This is a genomic window from Chrysiogenes arsenatis DSM 11915 (genome assembly GCF_000469585.1).
Lineage (GTDB): Bacteria > Chrysiogenota > Chrysiogenetes > Chrysiogenales > Chrysiogenaceae > Chrysiogenes > Chrysiogenes arsenatis.
The window spans coordinates 122,450-140,000 of sequence record NZ_AWNK01000005.1 but is presented as its reverse complement, the minus strand read 5'-3'; the positions used below and the strand labels follow the sequence as shown (position 1 = coordinate 140,000).

The 17,551-nt window shown below is 48.1% G+C and carries 10 protein-coding genes and 2 rRNA genes (1 of these 12 only partly in view); 7 read left to right on the top strand and 5 right to left on the bottom strand.

The window, feature by feature from the left end; translation table 11 throughout:
• Both P304_RS0102975 and rrf read left to right on the top strand, forming a co-directional pair.
• Positions 1-2,634, top strand: a 23S ribosomal RNA gene (locus P304_RS0102975); it begins 370 nt to the left of the window's first position.
• 110 nt (positions 2,635-2,744) lie between these two features.
• Positions 2,745-2,856, top strand: a 5S ribosomal RNA gene (gene rrf / locus P304_RS0102970).
• 141 nt (positions 2,857-2,997) lie between these two features.
• Here the strand turns inward: rrf and P304_RS0102965 are convergent.
• From P304_RS0102965 to P304_RS13740, 3 genes are read right to left on the bottom strand one after another with little or no spacing between them, the layout of a single operon-like run.
• On the bottom strand, positions 2,998-3,930 hold the full coding sequence (locus P304_RS0102965) for a nucleoside recognition domain-containing protein (RefSeq protein ID WP_027389326.1): 933 nt from the start codon (positions 3,928-3,930) through the stop codon (positions 2,998-3,000).
• Positions 3,914-5,185 carry a mechanosensitive ion channel family protein gene (locus P304_RS13745; RefSeq protein WP_034763880.1) on the bottom strand — a complete coding sequence of 424 codons (1,272 nt, stop codon included), beginning with the start codon at positions 5,183-5,185 and terminating at the stop codon, positions 3,914-3,916. Before P304_RS13745 ends, P304_RS0102965 begins: the two co-directional genes overlap by 17 nt.
• Complete coding sequence (locus tag P304_RS13740; RefSeq protein ID WP_034763878.1) at positions 5,185-5,682, bottom strand: nucleoside 2-deoxyribosyltransferase; 498 nt, start codon at positions 5,680-5,682, stop codon at positions 5,185-5,187. Before P304_RS13740 ends, P304_RS13745 begins: the two co-directional genes overlap by 1 nt.
• Before the next feature lie 171 nt (positions 5,683-5,853).
• Here P304_RS13740 and P304_RS13735 point away from each other — a divergent pair, with 171 nt between their 5' ends.
• The 5 genes from P304_RS13735 to P304_RS0102930 all read left to right on the top strand — a co-directional run bounded on the left by P304_RS13735 (position 5,854) and on the right by P304_RS0102930 (position 12,659).
• Positions 5,854-6,849: a pyridoxal phosphate-dependent aminotransferase gene (locus tag P304_RS13735; protein WP_051321354.1), complete on the top strand. Its 996-nt coding sequence runs from the start codon at positions 5,854-5,856 to the stop codon at positions 6,847-6,849.
• Positions 6,850-7,563, top strand: coding sequence for a cytochrome c biogenesis CcdA family protein (locus P304_RS0102945; RefSeq protein ID WP_027389325.1), 714 nt, complete (start codon positions 6,850-6,852; stop codon positions 7,561-7,563).
• Between the two features lie 167 nt (positions 7,564-7,730).
• Positions 7,731-8,603: a UDP-3-O-acyl-N-acetylglucosamine deacetylase gene (gene lpxC, locus P304_RS0102940; RefSeq protein ID WP_051321353.1), complete on the top strand. Its 873-nt coding sequence runs from the start codon at positions 7,731-7,733 to the stop codon at positions 8,601-8,603.
• Between the two features lie 104 nt (positions 8,604-8,707).
• Complete coding sequence (mfd, locus tag P304_RS15940; protein ID WP_051321352.1) at positions 8,708-11,848, top strand: transcription-repair coupling factor; 3,141 nt, start codon at positions 8,708-8,710, stop codon at positions 11,846-11,848.
• A gap of 142 nt (positions 11,849-11,990) precedes the next feature.
• Positions 11,991-12,659: a GntR family transcriptional regulator gene (locus tag P304_RS0102930; protein WP_027389323.1), complete on the top strand. Its 669-nt coding sequence runs from the start codon at positions 11,991-11,993 to the stop codon at positions 12,657-12,659.
• 1 nt (position 12,660) lies between these two features.
• On the opposite strand, the gene P304_RS0102925 is transcribed toward P304_RS0102930, so the two are convergent.
• Both P304_RS0102925 and P304_RS0102920 read right to left on the bottom strand, forming a co-directional pair.
• Positions 12,661-16,314: an AAA family ATPase gene (locus P304_RS0102925; protein ID WP_027389322.1), complete on the bottom strand. Its 3,654-nt coding sequence runs from the start codon at positions 16,312-16,314 to the stop codon at positions 12,661-12,663.
• A 10-nt stretch (positions 16,315-16,324) separates the two neighbouring features.
• The gene (locus tag P304_RS0102920; protein WP_027389321.1) at positions 16,325-17,551 is read right to left on the bottom strand and encodes an exonuclease SbcCD subunit D C-terminal domain-containing protein; all 1,227 of its coding nucleotides are present in this window, start codon (positions 17,549-17,551) and stop codon (positions 16,325-16,327) included.

Below are 17,551 nucleotides of genomic sequence, written 5' to 3'. Positions count from 1 at the left end.
ACAAGTAAGCCGGGGCACGAGAAACCTTGGCCGAAGATGGGGGGACCACCCTCCAAGGCTAAATACTCCCTGATGACCGATAGTGCAACAGTACCGTGAGGGAAAGGTGAAAAGAACCCCTGTTAGGGGAGTGAAATAGAACCTGAAACCGTATGTCTACAAGCGGTTCGAAAGGACTTAGTTCCTTGAGAGCGTGCCTTTTGCATAATGAACCTACGAGTTAATGTATGATGCAAGGTTAAGCCGTAAGGTGTAGCCGTAGGGAAACCGAGTCTGAATAGGGCGCTTAGTATCATGTATTAGACGCGAAACCAAGTGATCTATGCCTGGCCAGGGTGAAGCTTTGGTAACACAAAGTGGAGGCCCGAACCGATATGGGTTGAAAACCGTCCGGATGAGCTGGGTATAGGGGTGAAAGGCCAATCAAACTTGGAGATAGCTCGTTCTCCCCGAAATATATTGAGGTATAGCCTCAGGTGTTTCTTTTTGGGTGTAGAGCACTGAATCGGCTAGGGGTCCCACCAGATTACCAAACCGAATCAAACTCCGAAGCCCATTAAGTAGAGCCTGGGAGTCAGACTGCGGGAGATAAGTTCCGTAGTCGAAAGGGAAAGAGCCCAGACCATCAGCTAAGGTCCTCAAGTGCGTGCTAAGTGGAAAAGGATGTGGACTTGCCTGGACAACCAGGAGGTTGGCTTAGAAGCAGCCATTCCTTTAAAGAAAGCGTAATAGCTCACTGGTCGAGTGAGTCTGCGCCGAAGATATAACGGGGCTCAAGCACGCCACCGAAGCTATGGACTTCAGCAATGAAGTGGTAGGGGAGCGTTGTATAAAGCGCTGAAGGTGAACCCGTAAGGGACACTGGAGTTTATACAAGTGATCATGTAGNCAAGCACGCCACCGAAGCTATGGACTTCAGCAATGAAGTGGTAGGGGAGCGTTGTATAAAGCGCTGAAGGTGAACCCGTAAGGGACACTGGAGTTTATACAAGTGATCATGTAGGTATGAGTAACGAAAAAATGGGTGAGAACCCCATTCGCCGAAAGCCTAAGGTTTCCTGTGCAATGTCAGTCAGAACAGGGTGAGTCGGCCCCTAAGGCGAGGCCGAGAGGCGTAGTCGACGGGAAGCAGGTAAAAATTCCTGCACCACAGTGTAACACGATGCGGGGACGGAGAAAGGTATCTGGGAGTTCTGTTGGAATAGGACTTTCAAGGGTGTAGGCTTGGATGTAGTGAAAAACGCATCCAGTGAAGGCTAAGGCTCGATAACGAGAGAATACATGTATTCTCAAGCCAGAAATCCTCGGCTTCCAAGAAAAGCCGCTAAGGTTAATTGCACTGTGACCGTACCGCAAACCGACACAGGTAGGTGGGTAGAGAATACTAAGGCGCACGAGAGAACTCTAGCTAAGGAACTCGGCAAACTGACCCCGTAACTTCGGAAGAAGGGGTGCCTTTGGTAGGTGATCATGCTAGCCATGTGAGCCCAAGAAGGTCGCAGAGTCCAGTCCCAGGCAACTGTTTATCAAAAACACAGCACTATGCAAACACGAAAGTGGAAGTATATGGTGTGACGCCTGCCCGGTGCTGGAAGGTTAAAAGGAGAGGTTAGCGCAAGCGAAGCTTTGAATTGAAGCCCCAGTAAACGGCGGCCGTAACTATAACGGTCCTAAGGTAGCGAAATTCCTTGTCGGGTAAGTTCCGACCTGCACGAATGGCGTAATGATCTGGGAGCTGTCTCGGCTAGAGACTCGGTGAAATTGTAGTAGCGGTGAAGATGCCGCTTAACCGCAGCAAGACGGAAAGACCCCGTGCACCTTTACTATAACTTGGCAATGATAATCGGTGTATCATGTGTAGGATAGGTGGGAGGCGTAGAAGCTGGGACGCTAGTCTCGGTGGAGCCAACCTTGAAATACCACCCTTGGTACACTGGCTATCTAACTCTCTCCCGTAATCCGGGAGGAGGACATTGTCTGGTGGGTAGTTTGACTGGGGCGGTCGCCTCCGAAAGAGTAACGGAGGCGCGCGAAGGTTTCCTCAGGACGGTCGGAAATCGTCCGCAGAGTGTATTGGCAGAAGGAAGCTTAACTGCGAGACCAACAAGTCGAGCAGGTACGAAAGTAGGTCAAAGTGATCCGGTGGTCCCGCGTGGAAGGGCCATCGCTCAACGGATAAAAGGTACGCCGGGGATAACAGGCTTATCTCCCCCAAGAGTTCACATCGACGGGGAGGTTTGGCACCTCGATGTCGGCTCATCGCATCCTGGGGCTGGAGCAGGTCCCAAGGGTATGGCTGTTCGCCATTTAAAGCGGTACGCGAGCTGGGTTCAGAACGTCGTGAGACAGTTCGGTCCCTATCTGCTGTGGTCGTAGGATACTTGCGAGGGTCTGTCCCTAGTACGAGAGGACCGGGATGGACAAACCTCTAGTGCACCAGTTGTCTCGCCAGAGGCACAGCTGGGTAGCTATGTTTGGAACGGATAACCGCTGAAAGCATCTAAGCGGGAAGCCAGCCTCAAGATTAAGTATCCCCATGAGAGTCCATGTAGACTACGTGGTTGATAGGCTGGGAGTGTAATGGTAGTAATACCTTCAGCTGACCAGTACTAATAACTCCATTGAACTTTTTAGATTTAGGACCTCGTTTGGTGCATTTTTTGATGATGGGCTTTCTAACAGAACGATTACTACTTGCACACAACAACACTCTATTCGATTCGCAAACATGTAAACACAGTTTGTCTGGTGCCGATAGGGCAGAGGTCACACCCGTTCCCATCCCGAACACGGAAGTTAAGCTCTGCACCGCCGAAGATACTTGGGTTATCCTGGGAAAATAGGTCAGCGCCAGACTTTTTATTTTACTGAAAATCAAAATAAATACAGCTCACACTGAGCAACACGAACCCCCGGCGATGTCTTCTGGCATCCCCGGGGGTTCGTGCGTTGTGATATGGCAATAGAATTTGACGCAAAATGTTTTGTAGTAAGTGATTAGAAAATCAATAGGTGCGCTATTCCTCTGCCAACAATAGCAATAGCTGCAGCTTTTAGAGCAATTTTTGCTACCAATCCAATGCGTAGGCCAGCTGAAACGAGTACTGCAATGCCAACAGGGTCGCAGGGATGAATAGTAAATCCCGCTATACGGTTTACATCAAGAGCGCTCAATAGGCCTTCTTCAACTAAATCTAAAGTAACCGCCATCATCGCAGTGCCTCCTGCGAGAAACTTTGTAACAATGGGTAATACAGCTATTCCTGGAACTCCGAAGATTTGAAAAATTGGCGAGACGAGTGTTTGTAGTAGCCCGATCGCTCCAGTGTTTTTTAGAATATTTACAGTAAGCACAGCAAGCACAAGCATTGGAATAGCTTTGAGGACAAGTTGAAGCCCTTCTTCTCCGCCGGCAAATAATGTTTGAAAAACATTTTTGCGTGCCGAAACAGGGATATCTATTGGATAAGTGGTTGCTATGGGTATCTCAGGTTTTGGGCTCCATCGCCAAGCGATCCAAGCTGCGAGCATTCCTCCAGCAAGAGACGTTCCAATAGCGACGGGAAGGTTAAGTCCAACGGCAGCGAGTGGAAATGTCGCATTTGCTTGTGACATCGTTATTACTGCGGCAAACGTTGCTGCAAGTGATCGCTGATCGATAGCCGGATCCTGCTCCATTATTTTCAAAGTAGCTACTGGTGCAGCAAAACTGACAAACAGTATTTGCAGTATCGCAAATACAGCGACTCCTGGGAGGCCGATCAGTATTGTTGCCGGCGCAAGAAATAACGCAATTCGTCTTAGTACGCCTCGATCTTCAAGTAGTCGCATAAACGCCATCATGACGACCATGATTGGGAGTAAAATAAATAATGCAAGGTTGATAGCACTTTCACCGGATCGTAATATTGTATCAATGATGATTTGCATGGAGTTCCTCATCTTGTGACGGGCATGTCGAAGCAGATTGGCTTAGCTGTCGGAAATCTGAGCCTGTGGGGTTCTGGAATGGCTGCAATCCAAATTCGTGCAGTGCGACAAAAAGGTGATCAAAAATATCGCTTTGGATTTGCTCATACTCACCCCAAGCAACAGTATTTGTAAAAGCATACACTTCGATAGGCACTCCTTCAGCGGTCGCATGTAGCTGACGCACCATGAGGGTAAGTTGCTGATGTATGCGAGGGTGATTTTTGAGGTAAGCAACGACATAGGCTCGAAAAGTCCCAATATTCGTGAGTTGCCGACGATTAAGTGGGGATTCGGTGTTTTTTTTCGTGTCATTATATGTGTGGATTTCCGTAATTTTACTATCGATATAAGGACGTAATATCTCGATAGATTTGAAGTATTCGATTTCTTCGTTGCGTAAGAAACGGATCGAATGTAAATCAATCATAATTGAGCGCTTAATCCTTCTTCCGCCACTTTCTTGCATGCCCCGCCAGTTTTTAAATGAAAATTCCACAAGTTTATAGGTTGGAATCACGACGATGGTTTTGTCCCAGTTCTGCACCTTAATAGTGTGTAGAGCGATATCTATTACATCCCCATCAGCTCCAAACTGCTGAGCCTCAATCCAATCACCCACACGAACAAGATCATTGGCGGCAATCTGAATGCTGGCGAGAAAAGAGAGAATTGTGTCGCGGAAAATCAGCAAAAGTAGAGCCATCAGCGCGCCTAAACCGCTGAGTACGCCTAACGGAGAAATACCAACCAGAATACAAAAAACAGTAATAACACCAAACACATAAAGGATAATTTTTGCAAGCTGTACATATCCTTTTACAGGACGGCGAACCGCTATCGGTTGCATTTCATAGATTGCGAGTGCGGTCGATATCAATCGATCTAACAGAATAATAAAGAGTGCACTGAGATACACTTTGCTAAGGCGGTTAAATGGTTCTTGATAGGAATCAGGGATCAAATTTATGGCATAAAAAAACACAAGAGCTGGCGCTATCCACGCTAAAAGGTCAACCATTTTGTGTGTAATGATTAGGCTGCTCCATTCAGCGGGCAGCCCTTTTGTTCCCGCTCTATTGATTAACCGTACAAGAATTCGTTGCGTAATAAAAAAGGCAATCCAGCCGCCAGTTATCATTATTACTACTGCAACTGTAATAATAAAAGGTAATGGAAGGCTTTCGACATATTCAATGTAGGGTTGGAGAGACATTAATTGGCTCCTTGATAGTGTGCGTAATGTTGAGCTAGTGCATGCACTAGCGAATTAAGGTCGCTACAGATGGTTCCACCGCTTTGGCGAATAAAGTACTCTACTTGAAGGTTTACGATACCGCCTTCGTTGTCTGCGCTTAATCGGAAATCACCTCGGTACCCGAAAATTGGCTTAGATAGGGAACATGCAAATCCAATTTCAGCCGCAGTTCCACTGTCAACATCCACACCATCCAGCACGGCAACGAGGATACGAGACGAATGAATTGCTGCGGCATTGTTTGCCCCGATTTGAAAGTTTAACGCACGCCACCTGTCAATTCTTTCCTGACTTGGTTGCATAGCTTGAATCGCATCAATAGCTGTTTGGTTAGCTAATGCCCACGGATCAATTATGGAGTATCCAAGCTGTGCTATTGCTGGAATCATTGTGTTCGTGTAAAAGTAACGACCCGCCTCGCTAAAGCCGAGCGGAGAGGCAAGATAGAGCTTCATGGTTGTTGTCCTTTATTTCTTGCAAATATCAGCATATGCTTTGTGCCGCAATAGCAGTGAAAGCTCGCTCTGTCAAGCAAAGTAAAACGCTATACTATCATAAGCAGGTGTCATGTGTTTAAACCGTTTATTCGTGCAATGAGTCCGTATCAGCCGCCCTTGGAGGGGCGTATGGCGTCAGGGTGCCGTCTGTTGGATTTTAATGAATCAACCTTGCCTCCCTCACCCAAAGTTATTCAAGCACTCACGCAGTTTTTGAATGCCGGACGCTTGCAGGTGTATCCTGAATACCAAGCGTTGCAACAAAACATTGCTGAGTATGCAGGGGTTTCAGCGCAAAATATTCTCTTTACGAATGGCTCTGATCAAGGGATCGATATCCTTTTCCGTGGTATTGTCGGGCAAGGTGATAGAGTATTGTTGCTTACACCGTCATTTGCCATGTTTGAACAAGCGGCACACTTGGAAGGGGCAGAAATCATTACCCACTCGTATGGGGCCGATTGCTCTTTTCCGTATGAGCATGTCGCAGCGACGCTCGGGACTGGTACTATCAAACTTGCGGTATTTGTTACGCCGAATAACCCCACCGGAACGCCTGTTGATCTGCCTTTCATACGTCAAATGGTCGATATGCACCCGCAAACATTTTTCATTATTGACGAAGCGTATTTTGAGTTTCATGGTGAAACAAGTAAGGATTTAGTAGTGACGTATTCGAATATGGCGGTTTTACGTACTTTTTCGAAGGCGTTTGCACTTGCTGCTGTCCGGTTAGGCTATGTTATAGCGCATCGTGACGTTATTGATGAGCTTGAAAAAATTCGCGGGCCATATGATGTCAATACTCTAGCGGTTGTTGCTGCTCAGGCAGCGTTAGAAGATCCGGCCTACATGTATCAATATCGAGATGAAGTCATTTACCTAGCAAAGCCGAGAATGCTCGATTTTTTTACTCAGCGTGGTATTGCCGTCTATGCTGGAAAAGCAAACTTTATACTATTTGATCCGGGTAACCCACAAGTCGCGATAGATTTTCTGCGCACCCGTGGGATTTTGGTTCGTCGTGGACGTGGTGCTATTGCTCACATGGTTCGCGTCACGGTAGGTACGACTGCTTGTGTTGACGCGTTTATTGGCGCTTATTCTGAATATTTGGAGTTATAGATGGTTGCAGAAATTACACTTGGGGCGGCATTTCTTGCCGGTATCCTCTCGTTTTTATCACCTTGTGTTTTGCCTCTGATTCCTGGGTATCTCTCGTTTCTTTCGGGTTCATCGCTGGAACAAATGCAGCAGGGGAAAGGACGCGCAAATTTAATGTTGCGTGCCGCTATGTTTGTTGTTGGTTTTTCACTCGTCTTTATTGCTCTAGGAGCCTCGGCGACGTCAATAGGGAGCCTTTTGCTCGGGTATATGCCGATTTTTATGCAGATAGCGGGTGTTTTGATTATTATTTTTGGTATCCATTACATGGGGATATTTCGTTTGCGGTCGTTGGATCACGAAAAGCGATTCCATATTACGCAAGCGCCCAATTCTCTCTGGGGAGCACTGCTGATTGGCGTAGCGTTTGCTTTTGGATGGACACCATGCATTGGGCCGATTCTTGCTTCTATTCTTGCTGTAGCGAGCACGCAAGAACATGTTTCACAGGGGATACTCTTGCTGGCAATCTATTCGGCAGGGTTAGGCATTCCTTTTCTGCTGAGCGCGTATGCCGTCAATATGTTTTTGGGTAAACTTGCCAAAATGAAAACTATGATGCGTTGGGTAGAGATTATTAGCGGGCTATTGATGGTACTGATTGGTGTGCTGATTTTAACTGGCAAATTAGTCGTTGTAACCGGATGGCTCTCATTTCTTAATCTTCCGCTGTAGTAATTTTGCAACAGGTATGTAGCGGTTAGGCTACCATTGAGTGTTTGCTTATGAAACATACTCTATTTAACTGTTTATATTTATATGCTTCATTGTTTGGTGGTGTGATTGCATGCTTATTCGCGACAGTATTTACTATATATCGATGTAATTATTAGAGGAATATCATGCAACAACAAACACTTCTGAACTCATTAAAAATTAGTGGCATAGGGCTGCATAGCGGTAATAAAATATCAATGACACTCAATCCAGCTCCAGCTGGAACAGGAATTCGTTTTGTTCGTACCGACCTTGGGGGGATAGAGATTCCCGCAACCGCTGAACATGTCGTAAATACGCAGCTTGCAACGACTATAGGCCTCAGTGCTAAAGTGACCGTATCGACCATAGAGCACCTTATGTCTGCGCTCTATGCGTTGGAAGTGGACAACGTGCTTATTGAAATAGATGGCCCAGAAGTCCCGGTGCTTGACGGGTCAGCTATCCCGTATGTTTTGCTTATTAACGAGTCTGGTGTTGTTAGTCAACGAGCAAAACGACAAGAAATTATCATCACCAAGCCGATTGAAATCGTTGAAGGCGATAGAAGCATCGCCATATATCCACACACGCATTATGAAATTGATTTCTCTATTGACTTCCAGCATCGTATGTTGCGCGCTCAGCGCAAATCCATCCCCATCAACCGTGAGGAGTTTACTCAGCACGTAAGTCGCGCGCGGACATTCGGTTTTAAAAAAGATGTTGATACGCTCCGTTCTATGGGGTTAGCGCGTGGTGGATCGTTGGAAAATGCTGTTGTTATTGATGAGTTTAAGGTGCTGAATACTGGCGGGTTACGGTATGAAGATGAGTTTGTTCGCCACAAAATTCTTGATTGTGTGGGCGATCTTGCTCTTTGCGGAGCGCGCATTCGTGGCCGTGTGGTAGCCGTTAAGTCGGGTCATGACCTGAATAATCGCCTGTGTCGTGCGTTAGTTTCACAGTATTGTGTGAAATCGAATCACCTTGCAATGGCAGCGATCATTGGTCAGTAACGTGCGGCTTGAGTAGCCCCCTATGAACAGATAAATCATCTGCACATGAAACCGTTTTCTGGTAACATCACCGCGCATGACGAAACCAGAAAACGGATACTTACATGAATGAATTCCATCCTTGCCTTCCCATCAGCGCACTCGCACTTCGTATAGCGCGCAGCTTGCTCGCACCTACCGCTACTGATCTTGAGACTCCACGCCGATTTTATATTTCTTTTCCCGATCATGACCGCCCGCGCACCCTATACCGCACTCTGAACAGTCTTGGTATTGCCGTGGCGTATCTGCCACCATGGGAAATTCTCCCAGGTGAGTCATCGCATTTTTTCCCGCCCAATGCCGCCGCTCGTTCGCAAGCTATTGACGCAATTATTACCGGTTCCATCTCTGTTGTGGTCGCCGTTCATAAGAGCACCGCGCAAAAAATCCCTGCCCTCTCTCAGGTGATCATTGAACTTTCGCTCGGGTATCATGCCGAAATAGGGGAAATAGCAGAAGTGCTTTCTATGAATGGTTTTGTGCGAACCTCTAATGTTGATGATTATGGGCAATTTGCGGTTCGGGGAGATATTATTGATATCTATAGCCCCGGCGGCCCGTATCGTATCGAGTTTTTTGATACCACAATCGACCGCATCACCCGTTTTGATGTAGACTCGCAAAAAAGTGTAGAAAGCGTTGATCATGTGGCAATCCTCCACTTCCGCGAATACCGCACCTCACCTTGGGAAGCTCCCCGTTGTAGTTTGTTTGATTTCCTGGGCAAACATCACGTACACATTATTGGGCAGAGTGAGCTTGTACGAACTATTGAGCAGGAACGCCGTGGGTGTTCGGCGATTGATCCTGATCTATTGTACATTTCACCAAGCGATATTCCCGATTGGACACATCAGACACCATCGTTGCCGTTGCCAACCGATGCCATTCGCGAATACCATTTGCCCCATACTGACGAAAGACTTGCGTTGCTTGCGCAAGTAACAGCTGAAGTGCCGCAAGTAATTTTCACGTATCGTTCCGCCGACGGGCTGGAAAAATTTCGTACCATGCTCTGTGAAGCAGGTGTTACGTTGCCGCTTCATCTTGCGCAAGACATTGGCGACATTCGTTGTGGAATCAATGCGCTGAAAGGGGATTTTTCGACAAGTTTTTACAGCCTTGCCGAAAGCATGCTCACCGAACGCGACCTTTTCGGAACGCATCAAATTGCTACGCGCAAACATCGAGCTTCAGGCATAACGAGCTATCTCACCGATCTTGCAGTACTCAAGCCGGGTGATTATGTTGTTCACATTGATTACGGCGTCGGTATTTATCGTGGCATAGAAAATCTTGATACCGCTGGCAAGCGGGGTGATTTCTTGCGCCTTGAGTATCAAAAGGGCGATATTCTGTACGTCCCCAATGAAAAATTTAACCTTGTCCAGAAGTATATTGGTTCCGAAGGCGGATCGCCCAAACTCGATCGTATCGGCTCTAAAAGTTGGGAAGGTCGAAAAAGTCGTGCCCGCAAAGTGGTCGCCGATATTGCGGCTGATCTGATTAAAAATGACGCGATGCGATGCCGTCCGAAAGAGCATGCGTATCCACGTGAATCTTCGATGTACGAAGATTTCATAACACTCTTTCCTTATGAAGAAACCGAAGATCAGGCGCGCGCCATCGACGAAACACTGGCCGACATGTATGCCGCATACCCGATGGATCGTTTGGTGTGTGGCGATGTTGGCTATGGTAAAACTGAAGTTGCTCTACGTGCGGCGGTTAAGTGTGCCGAAGCGGGTTTACAAGTGGCAGTGCTTGCGCCTACGACAATCCTTGTCGAACAACATTTTCGCACCTTTCGCGAGCGATTTGCCCCTTTCCCGGTTGTCGTTGAAATGGTATCTCGATTTCGCACTGCCAAAGAGAATCGCGAAGTTCTTGAAGGAGCCGCTAATGGACGGGTCGATATTGTCATTGGCACCCATAAACTCCTTGCCAAAGGAGTCGAGTTTAAGCGATTGGGTCTGCTGGTCATTGATGAAGAACAACGTTTTGGTGTGGTGCATAAAGAACGACTAAAAGGGTTGAAAGCGAATGTAGATGTGTTGACGCTGACCGCCACGCCCATTCCACGCACGTTGCACATGGCGTTGGGTGGCGTTAAGAAAATGAGCATTATTGAGACCCCACCCAAAGATCGTCGTTCGATCCGAACCGAAGTCGTTCAGTTTGACGAAGCCGTTTTACGCCAAGGATTATTGCGCGAGTTCCGTCGTGGCGGGCAAATCTATTTCTTGCACAACCGTGTCGAAAGTATTGCTACCATCGCCATGCGTGTCGCGGCGGTTCTTCCTGAGGCGCGGGTTGGTGTAGCGCATGGGCAGATGCCAGAAGCGCAGCTTGAGCGTGTGATGCTCGATTTTTCTGAAGGGGAATATGACGTTTTAGTCTGCTCCACGATTATTGAATCAGGACTCGACGTACCACGCGCCAATACGATGTTTATCAATCGTGCCGACACGCTTGGACTCGCACAATTGTATCAACTTCGCGGGCGTGTTGGTCGCGGCGATCGTCAGGCATTTTGTTATTTGATAGTACCACCGCGCGACACAATGAATGAGGATGCGCTCAAGCGAATCGATATCATTCAAGAGCTGAGTTATTTAGGAGCAGGGTTTCGACTTGCAACCTACGATCTGGAAATGCGTGGTGCCGGAAACATTGTCGGCGTCGAGCAGTCAGGGCAAATTGCGGCCGTTGGTTTTGAAATGTACACCTCTATGCTGCGTGAACAATTAGCCTTGTTGACGGGTGAAGATACTGCGCAGTGCCAGCCAAATATCCGTTCTGAATTTCCGGCTTTTATCCCAGAAGAATATGTCGAAGATACCCCTGCGCGACTTTCAATCTATAAGCGCATTGCTAGTACCAATAGCAGTAGTGAACTCAAAGAGATAGGCAAAGAGCTCGTCGATCGGTATGGCAAATGCCCTGAAGAAGTTGACCATTTGCTCGCAGTCGGGGCGGTGCGCCTAGAAGCGCAGCAGGCTTCCATCGAAAAAGTATACATTGGCAAGAAACAATTCATCTTCCATGTGGGGAATAAATCTAAAGTGCAGGTTGAATCCCTGATTCGCTATGCCAGCGAAGGGAAGCTGCGCCTTGACCCTGATGGGAAGGTGACGATGCTCGGAATAAACCCTGCTCAGGCGGCAGCATTTCTCAAGCAGATAAAACAACAAATGAAATAAGTGTATGAACATACATTGGTACAAATTATATTGTATACAAAATACAATGTATGGTATTTTCTCGTAACGAATTGAGTTTCGTGCGGCATAGCTCGCTGAGTCGTTACGTACAATACTACAACTCCTTGGGAGAAAACGTGCCATGGATTTTACTAAACCGCTGAAAGATAGGATAGCCGATAGTATCCGTGATGATATTATCCGTTGTATTCTCAAGCCTGGTGAGCGCTTAATTGAACCCAAACTGGCTGACAAACTTGGAATGAGCCGTACCCCGATTCGAGAGGCGTTCCGGCAACTTGAAAGCGAAGGGTTTGTCCGCATTATCCCGCGCAAAGGGGCAGTGGTAACGGATATTACACCGAAAGACGTTGATGATTTATACATTATTGCTGCGAAACTCGAAGGCTTAGCGGCAAATCTGAGTGTCGATTATATTGACGAATCCGACATTGCTCTGTTGTATAAAAAAAATGATGAATTGGAAAAACTCGCCGATCATATCATTGGATCTGACTATTCACTGGTGAATAACAGTTTTCACGGTGTTTTCATCAATAAGTGCCGCAATCAGCGACTCATACAAACGCTGCAAATGTTCAGCCGCCAGTTTGACCGCTTCCGTAACCTAGCGATCTCGCTGACAGACAAAAAAGATCAAGCCGTAAAAGATCACATGCAAATCATTAAAGCATTTGAAGGGCGTGATCGCCAGTTAGCGGAAAAGCTAGTCAATGAACACGTTCTGGAAAGCGGAGAGCGTTTAAAACGCCTATTAATGCGGGCTTCAGGATATACGGTCGAATCATAACTTATTCCATCACTCGGCGGCACCCGGGGCCCTGAATCCGGCTCTTGCCGCCCGTCAGTGGTGTCACTTCAATCTGTGTGGCGATCCGTTCTTTCAGGGTGGCGATATGTGAAATAAGCCCGATGATTTTCCCGTCTTGTTGCAATCCCGCCAGTGTTTCCAGTGCCGTATCGAGCGCTTCAGAATCTAATGTTCCAAACCCTTCATCCAGAAACAGTGAATCGACACGCACATTTCTACTTGCCATATTTGAAAGACCTAAGGCCAGTGATAAGCTGACCAGGAACCCTTCTCCGCCGGAAAGATTTTTCGTGGAACGGATTTCACCCGCTTGGTACTCATCAATGACATTTAACTCAAGCGGTTGTGATGAATCACGCATCAGAAGGTAGCGATCAGACATTTTGCGGAGCTGCTGATTCGCGTAGCCGATCATCATTTCAAACGTTAACCCTTGTGCAAAGTTCCGGTATTTTTTTCCGTCAGCAGACCCAATAAGCTCGTGTAAGCGCTCCCAGCGGCGGCACTCTTTCTGCTGAAGGGCGATACAGGTGAGCTGTTCACGGCGTTGCGTTTGGCGAATAGCATGATCGTGTCGTTGTTGCCGCAACGCGCCAATTTCTTGTTGAAGTCTCTTTTGCTGGTCGGTCGCTGTGGTCAACATTGCTTGCAATGTCTCGGTAGGTAGGGTCGTGATTGCTTTGGCTTGTTCACTTTCAAGCAAAAGCGACTTTTCCTGCCGCTGTAGTCGTAGTAGCTCTCCTGCTTCTGTGAGTATCTTTGCCTGTTGGCTTAGGGCTTGACGCTCTTCGTTCGACACCAGGGCGGCTTGATACTCAGCTTCGCTGGCAAAGCCAGAGGCATTGACTTGAGTAAGAAAAGACAATTCCGTGCTGGTCAGTTGGGAGGTCAACTTCTCTAAGAATACTTTCCCTTCGGTGATTCTGGATTGTAAAGAGTCATACTTTTTGCCGGCGTCGTAAAACTCTTTCTGCGCTTGTTGATACCGCTGTTCCGCAACATCAAGGCGTACTTTCTGGCGTTGCTCTTCTTCGTCAGTTTGTTTGGTACCAAACAAGGTTATCCGTTCTTGTCTACGTGCTTGATGCTCTTGTTCGAGTTGATGTAGTGATGTTCGGTCGTTTTCAATAGCCATTCTGTCAAGCTGCAATTGCGCCGCTTGTTGTTTCGTCCGTTCTTCGAGCATGATGATCGTCTGCTGCAGCGAAGCACTTTTCTTCTGATTTTCAATCCACTGACTACGGCGATTAATGAGCGTTTGTTGAAGAGTTGCGAGCGCATCCAGCGTGATTGAACCAAGCTGATAAGGGGCAAGCGCGCTGATAAGCGTATTCCACTCCGCTTCGCGTTGGAGTGCAAGCGCGTCTCGCTCAGCGGCAATCCGCACGCAATGTTCTTCCGCAGCTTGCATTGCATTTTTATGCTGTTGTACGAGGAGTTCCGCTGTTCCCAGTGAAGATGTAGCCGCTTCTCTTGCTGTGCGGAGTGTCGCGAGTTCTTGTTCTATCTGCTCGGCAGCGTTGAGTGTAGCGACACACTGATTCAGCTCGGCTACTGTTTCAGCAAGTGCATTTGCAAGCTGATCTGGCGTGATTGCGATGGGATCGTGGATGAGTTCACCATCTATAGTGGCGATAACCTGCTGCCGTTCAAAAATCTGTTGTGTACGGTGACTGATATCTTTTTGCCGCTGGGAAAGCTGAATGTTCGCTTCGGTAAGCGATCTCTGTAGATCTTTGCTGTATGTGCGGAGTGCAGCGACGCGTTCGGTGGTGGTGTCAAGGTGCGGCGTTGTGCCTACCGTAAACGGATGCTCCGTGGATCCACAGAGTGGGCACGGCGCACCGCTCTGGAGTTTATGCCGCTCAGCTTCTAGACTTTCGATTTTTTGCAGTAACGTCCGTTGCGTTTCGAGAAGTTCCTGTTCCCGTTCAGTATTTTCCAGCGCTTTTGTAATGCCAGCAATATGTTCTGTCAGTTGGGCGCATTCCTCCAAAAAAGCATCACACTCTTTGTGGTACTGTTGTATGAGTTTTTGCGACTGCTCGCGCATATTGGCGGCACTCAGCTGTGCTTCGTAGTGCGTTTTGCGGGTGGTCAGCGTCGACCATTGTGCACGCCAGAGAGTAAAATCACGGTTGCCCAGTACGCGTGCCAGTTCATGTTGCTTGTCTATAAAGGCTTGTTGATCCGTTTCGCTTTGCAGGGCAAGCTTTTGTAGTTTTTCGACGGACGCATTCCAACGCGCCGTCGCGGTGTTCAAGGAACGTTCGGCTTGTTCATGCGCCAGCCGTTTTTCGTCTTCGTGTGCCAGTACAGTGCGTAGCTGGGATAGAGTGCTGTTGATGCCGCTTAGCTGCTCCGTTAAACTTTCGTCTGCTTGTGTTGTCGCCATCTGTCGCTGGGTTGCCGCAAGCGATTGGCTATTGTTCTGAAGTGCCGTGCATTCAGTTAGATATTTTTGCTCTAAGGTTGCGTATGCTTTTTGCTTACTCTCCAGTGCATTCTGCTTTTCTTTAAGGGATTGAGCGCTCATGGCAAGAGTGTTATCAAGTTGACGCACCTCGGTTAACAGGGTGGCGAGCGTCGCCTGATCGACCTTCGTTTGCGCGACATTTTGCAGTACGTTCGCGCACTGAACTTCGGCCTTTTGTAAAGCTTGCTGCAGCGTTGGCAGCTCGTTTTGTGCATCACATAGGTGCTGTCGGGCGGTCGCTTGTTGCTTGCGCAGGGAGGATAGTTCACGGAAGTCAGCGAAGAGTTCATGCGCGATTTCTGCGCGTTTGAGTCGAAGCTCTTGAGGCTGGAAGGCCTCGCGCTGTTGCTCCCAGTGTTGCTGGCGGGTTGCAAGGGTGTGTAGCTCGTGTTCCAGTCGCTCGATTCCTTGTTGCCATACCAAGGCGTGTTGATGGAGTCGGATGTGTTGTGTCAGTTCGGCTTCTTGTTGCTCCTTGGCCGTTTGCAGTGTTTGGAGCGCGTGTTCTTCTGTGGCACTTAGCAGGGAGATTCCTTTGAGTTCAGCTTCGAGTACGTCCAACTTCTTTTGCTCATGTACCTTGCATTCGTGTACACGGATAGAAATCTGGCTATAAATTTCCGTTCCGGTAATTTGTTCTAAGATAGGAGAACGCTCATCTGGTGCCGCTTCCAAAAAGGCCGCAAAGCCCCCTTGCGCGAGCAGCATGGAACGGGTGAAGCGGTTGAAGTCCATCCCCGTGATGGATTCAATCAAGCGAGCAACATCGAGTATTTTTGTTTCGAGAACCGCGCCGGAATTAGCATCGGCAATTTCATGTTTGGGTGGTTGTAATTCGCCATCCGGTTTTTTGCGCGAACGGTGCTGACTCCAGTGACAGCAATATTTCCCTGCTGGTGTTTCAAACGTCACTTCCGCAAAGCACTCGCCGGTGTGGCGCGACATAATATCATTTCCACTTTTCGTCACTTTGTTCAGGCGCGGCGTCCGTCCATAGAGTGCCAAGCAGAGAGCATCAAGGATGGTCGTTTTCCCCGCACCTGTGGGGCCGGAAATCGTGAAGATGCCATCAGAAATATACGCCGGATGAGTGAGGTCGATTTCCCATTCGCCAGCGAGTGAATTCAGGTTTTTCAAACGTATATTGAGGATGCGCATAGGTGCCTCGTTACTCGTTGGGTGTGTCGTAGAGCGATGCAACCGCTTCTTGATACGTGCGTTGCAATGACGGATGCTCGTCTTCCGCTATCCCATGCTGCACTAGGCAGCGCAAAAATACCTCGTCAATACTCAGATCATCTAACGTCTCGTAAGGAATAGTCGGCGTCAGGCTGTGCGATAGGTTGCGTTGGTTTTTGATGCGCAGGATTTCTACCTTCGATCCGGCAACAACCATATCGAGTTGTACTTGCAAATCGCCGATAGCGGTAGTTCCATTATAAATCACTTCTACCCAAATAGAGATATCAGTTTGCACCAACTCACGCAATGCATTGCACAGCGTATCGAAGTCACCGCTTACCCGCTCCAGCTTCTGGAAAGAAGGGACAGGAACGAGTTGCACGACTGGCGGTGTGCGCGGTGTCAGCGCCACCAATGTAACGCTTTTCTGTTGCTTCGCCTCGCCAAATCCCATTGCCAGAGGCGACCCGCTGTAGCGAATCCGATCAATACCACCTACCGACTGTGGCACGTGTAAATGACCAAGGGCAACGTAATCAAATATTTCAGGAAAAATACCACTGGTCACATGGGCGAGTGAACCGACATAGAGTTCGCGCACCCCATCGCCATCATGTGTCTTGCCACCAGCGGTAAACACGTGCCCCATGGCAACAATAGGCAGAGAGCGGTTGCTCTGTTTTTGTTTTTGTTCGGCACTTTGGGCGACGGAGGCGTAGTGTTGACGTATACCATCAAGAAGTTTTTGATCTTTTGCTGCGGCGCTTTCACCCGCTTCGACCTGACGAATATCACGGTCACGCAGATAGGGAACCGCACACACAATCAGTTCTGGTTGTTGTTGACGATCCGTCAGTACGATCACTTCCTCTTCGATGGGAGTGGTAGCATGGCCGATAATATGCACGTCAAGGGCGCGCAGCAGATCTCTAGGTGCATTCAAAAAAGTGGGTGAGTCGTGATTGCCCGCAATAATCACGACGTGGCGGCAGGATGACGCTGCTATACGGCAAAGAAAGCGATAGTACAACTCCTGTGCGCGATGGCTTGGCACCGTGGTGTCAAAAATATCTCCGGCAATCAACAAAACCTCAATGAATTCCCGTTCCATTGTGTCTGCCAACCACTCAAGAAAGGTGGCAAATTCGGCATAGCGCTTTTTGTTGCAGAGCGTTCGTCCAAGGTGCCAGTCTGAAGTATGCAGAATTTTCAT

Bases quoted from the DNA above. Each gene is read 5' to 3' on its own strand.
- P304_RS0102965 (WP_027389326.1), bottom strand. From the start codon at position 3,930: ATGCAAATCATCATTGATACAATATTACGATCCGGTGAAAGTGCTATC.
- P304_RS13745 (WP_034763880.1), bottom strand. From the start codon at position 5,185: ATGTCTCTCCAACCCTACATTGAATATGTCGAAAGCCTTCCATTACCT.
- P304_RS13740 (WP_034763878.1), bottom strand. From the start codon at position 5,682: ATGAAGCTCTATCTTGCCTCTCCGCTCGGCTTTAGCGAGGCGGGTCGT.
- P304_RS13735 (WP_051321354.1), top strand. From the start codon at position 5,854: ATGGCGTCAGGGTGCCGTCTGTTGGATTTTAATGAATCAACCTTGCCT.
- P304_RS0102945 (WP_027389325.1), top strand. From the start codon at position 6,850: ATGGTTGCAGAAATTACACTTGGGGCGGCATTTCTTGCCGGTATCCTC.
- lpxC (WP_051321353.1), top strand. From the start codon at position 7,731: ATGCAACAACAAACACTTCTGAACTCATTAAAAATTAGTGGCATAGGG.
- mfd (WP_051321352.1), top strand. From the start codon at position 8,708: ATGAATGAATTCCATCCTTGCCTTCCCATCAGCGCACTCGCACTTCGT.
- P304_RS0102930 (WP_027389323.1), top strand. From the start codon at position 11,991: ATGGATTTTACTAAACCGCTGAAAGATAGGATAGCCGATAGTATCCGT.
- P304_RS0102925 (WP_027389322.1), bottom strand. From the start codon at position 16,314: ATGCGCATCCTCAATATACGTTTGAAAAACCTGAATTCACTCGCTGGC.
- P304_RS0102920 (WP_027389321.1), bottom strand. From the start codon at position 17,551: ATGAAAATTCTGCATACTTCAGACTGGCACCTTGGACGAACGCTCTGC.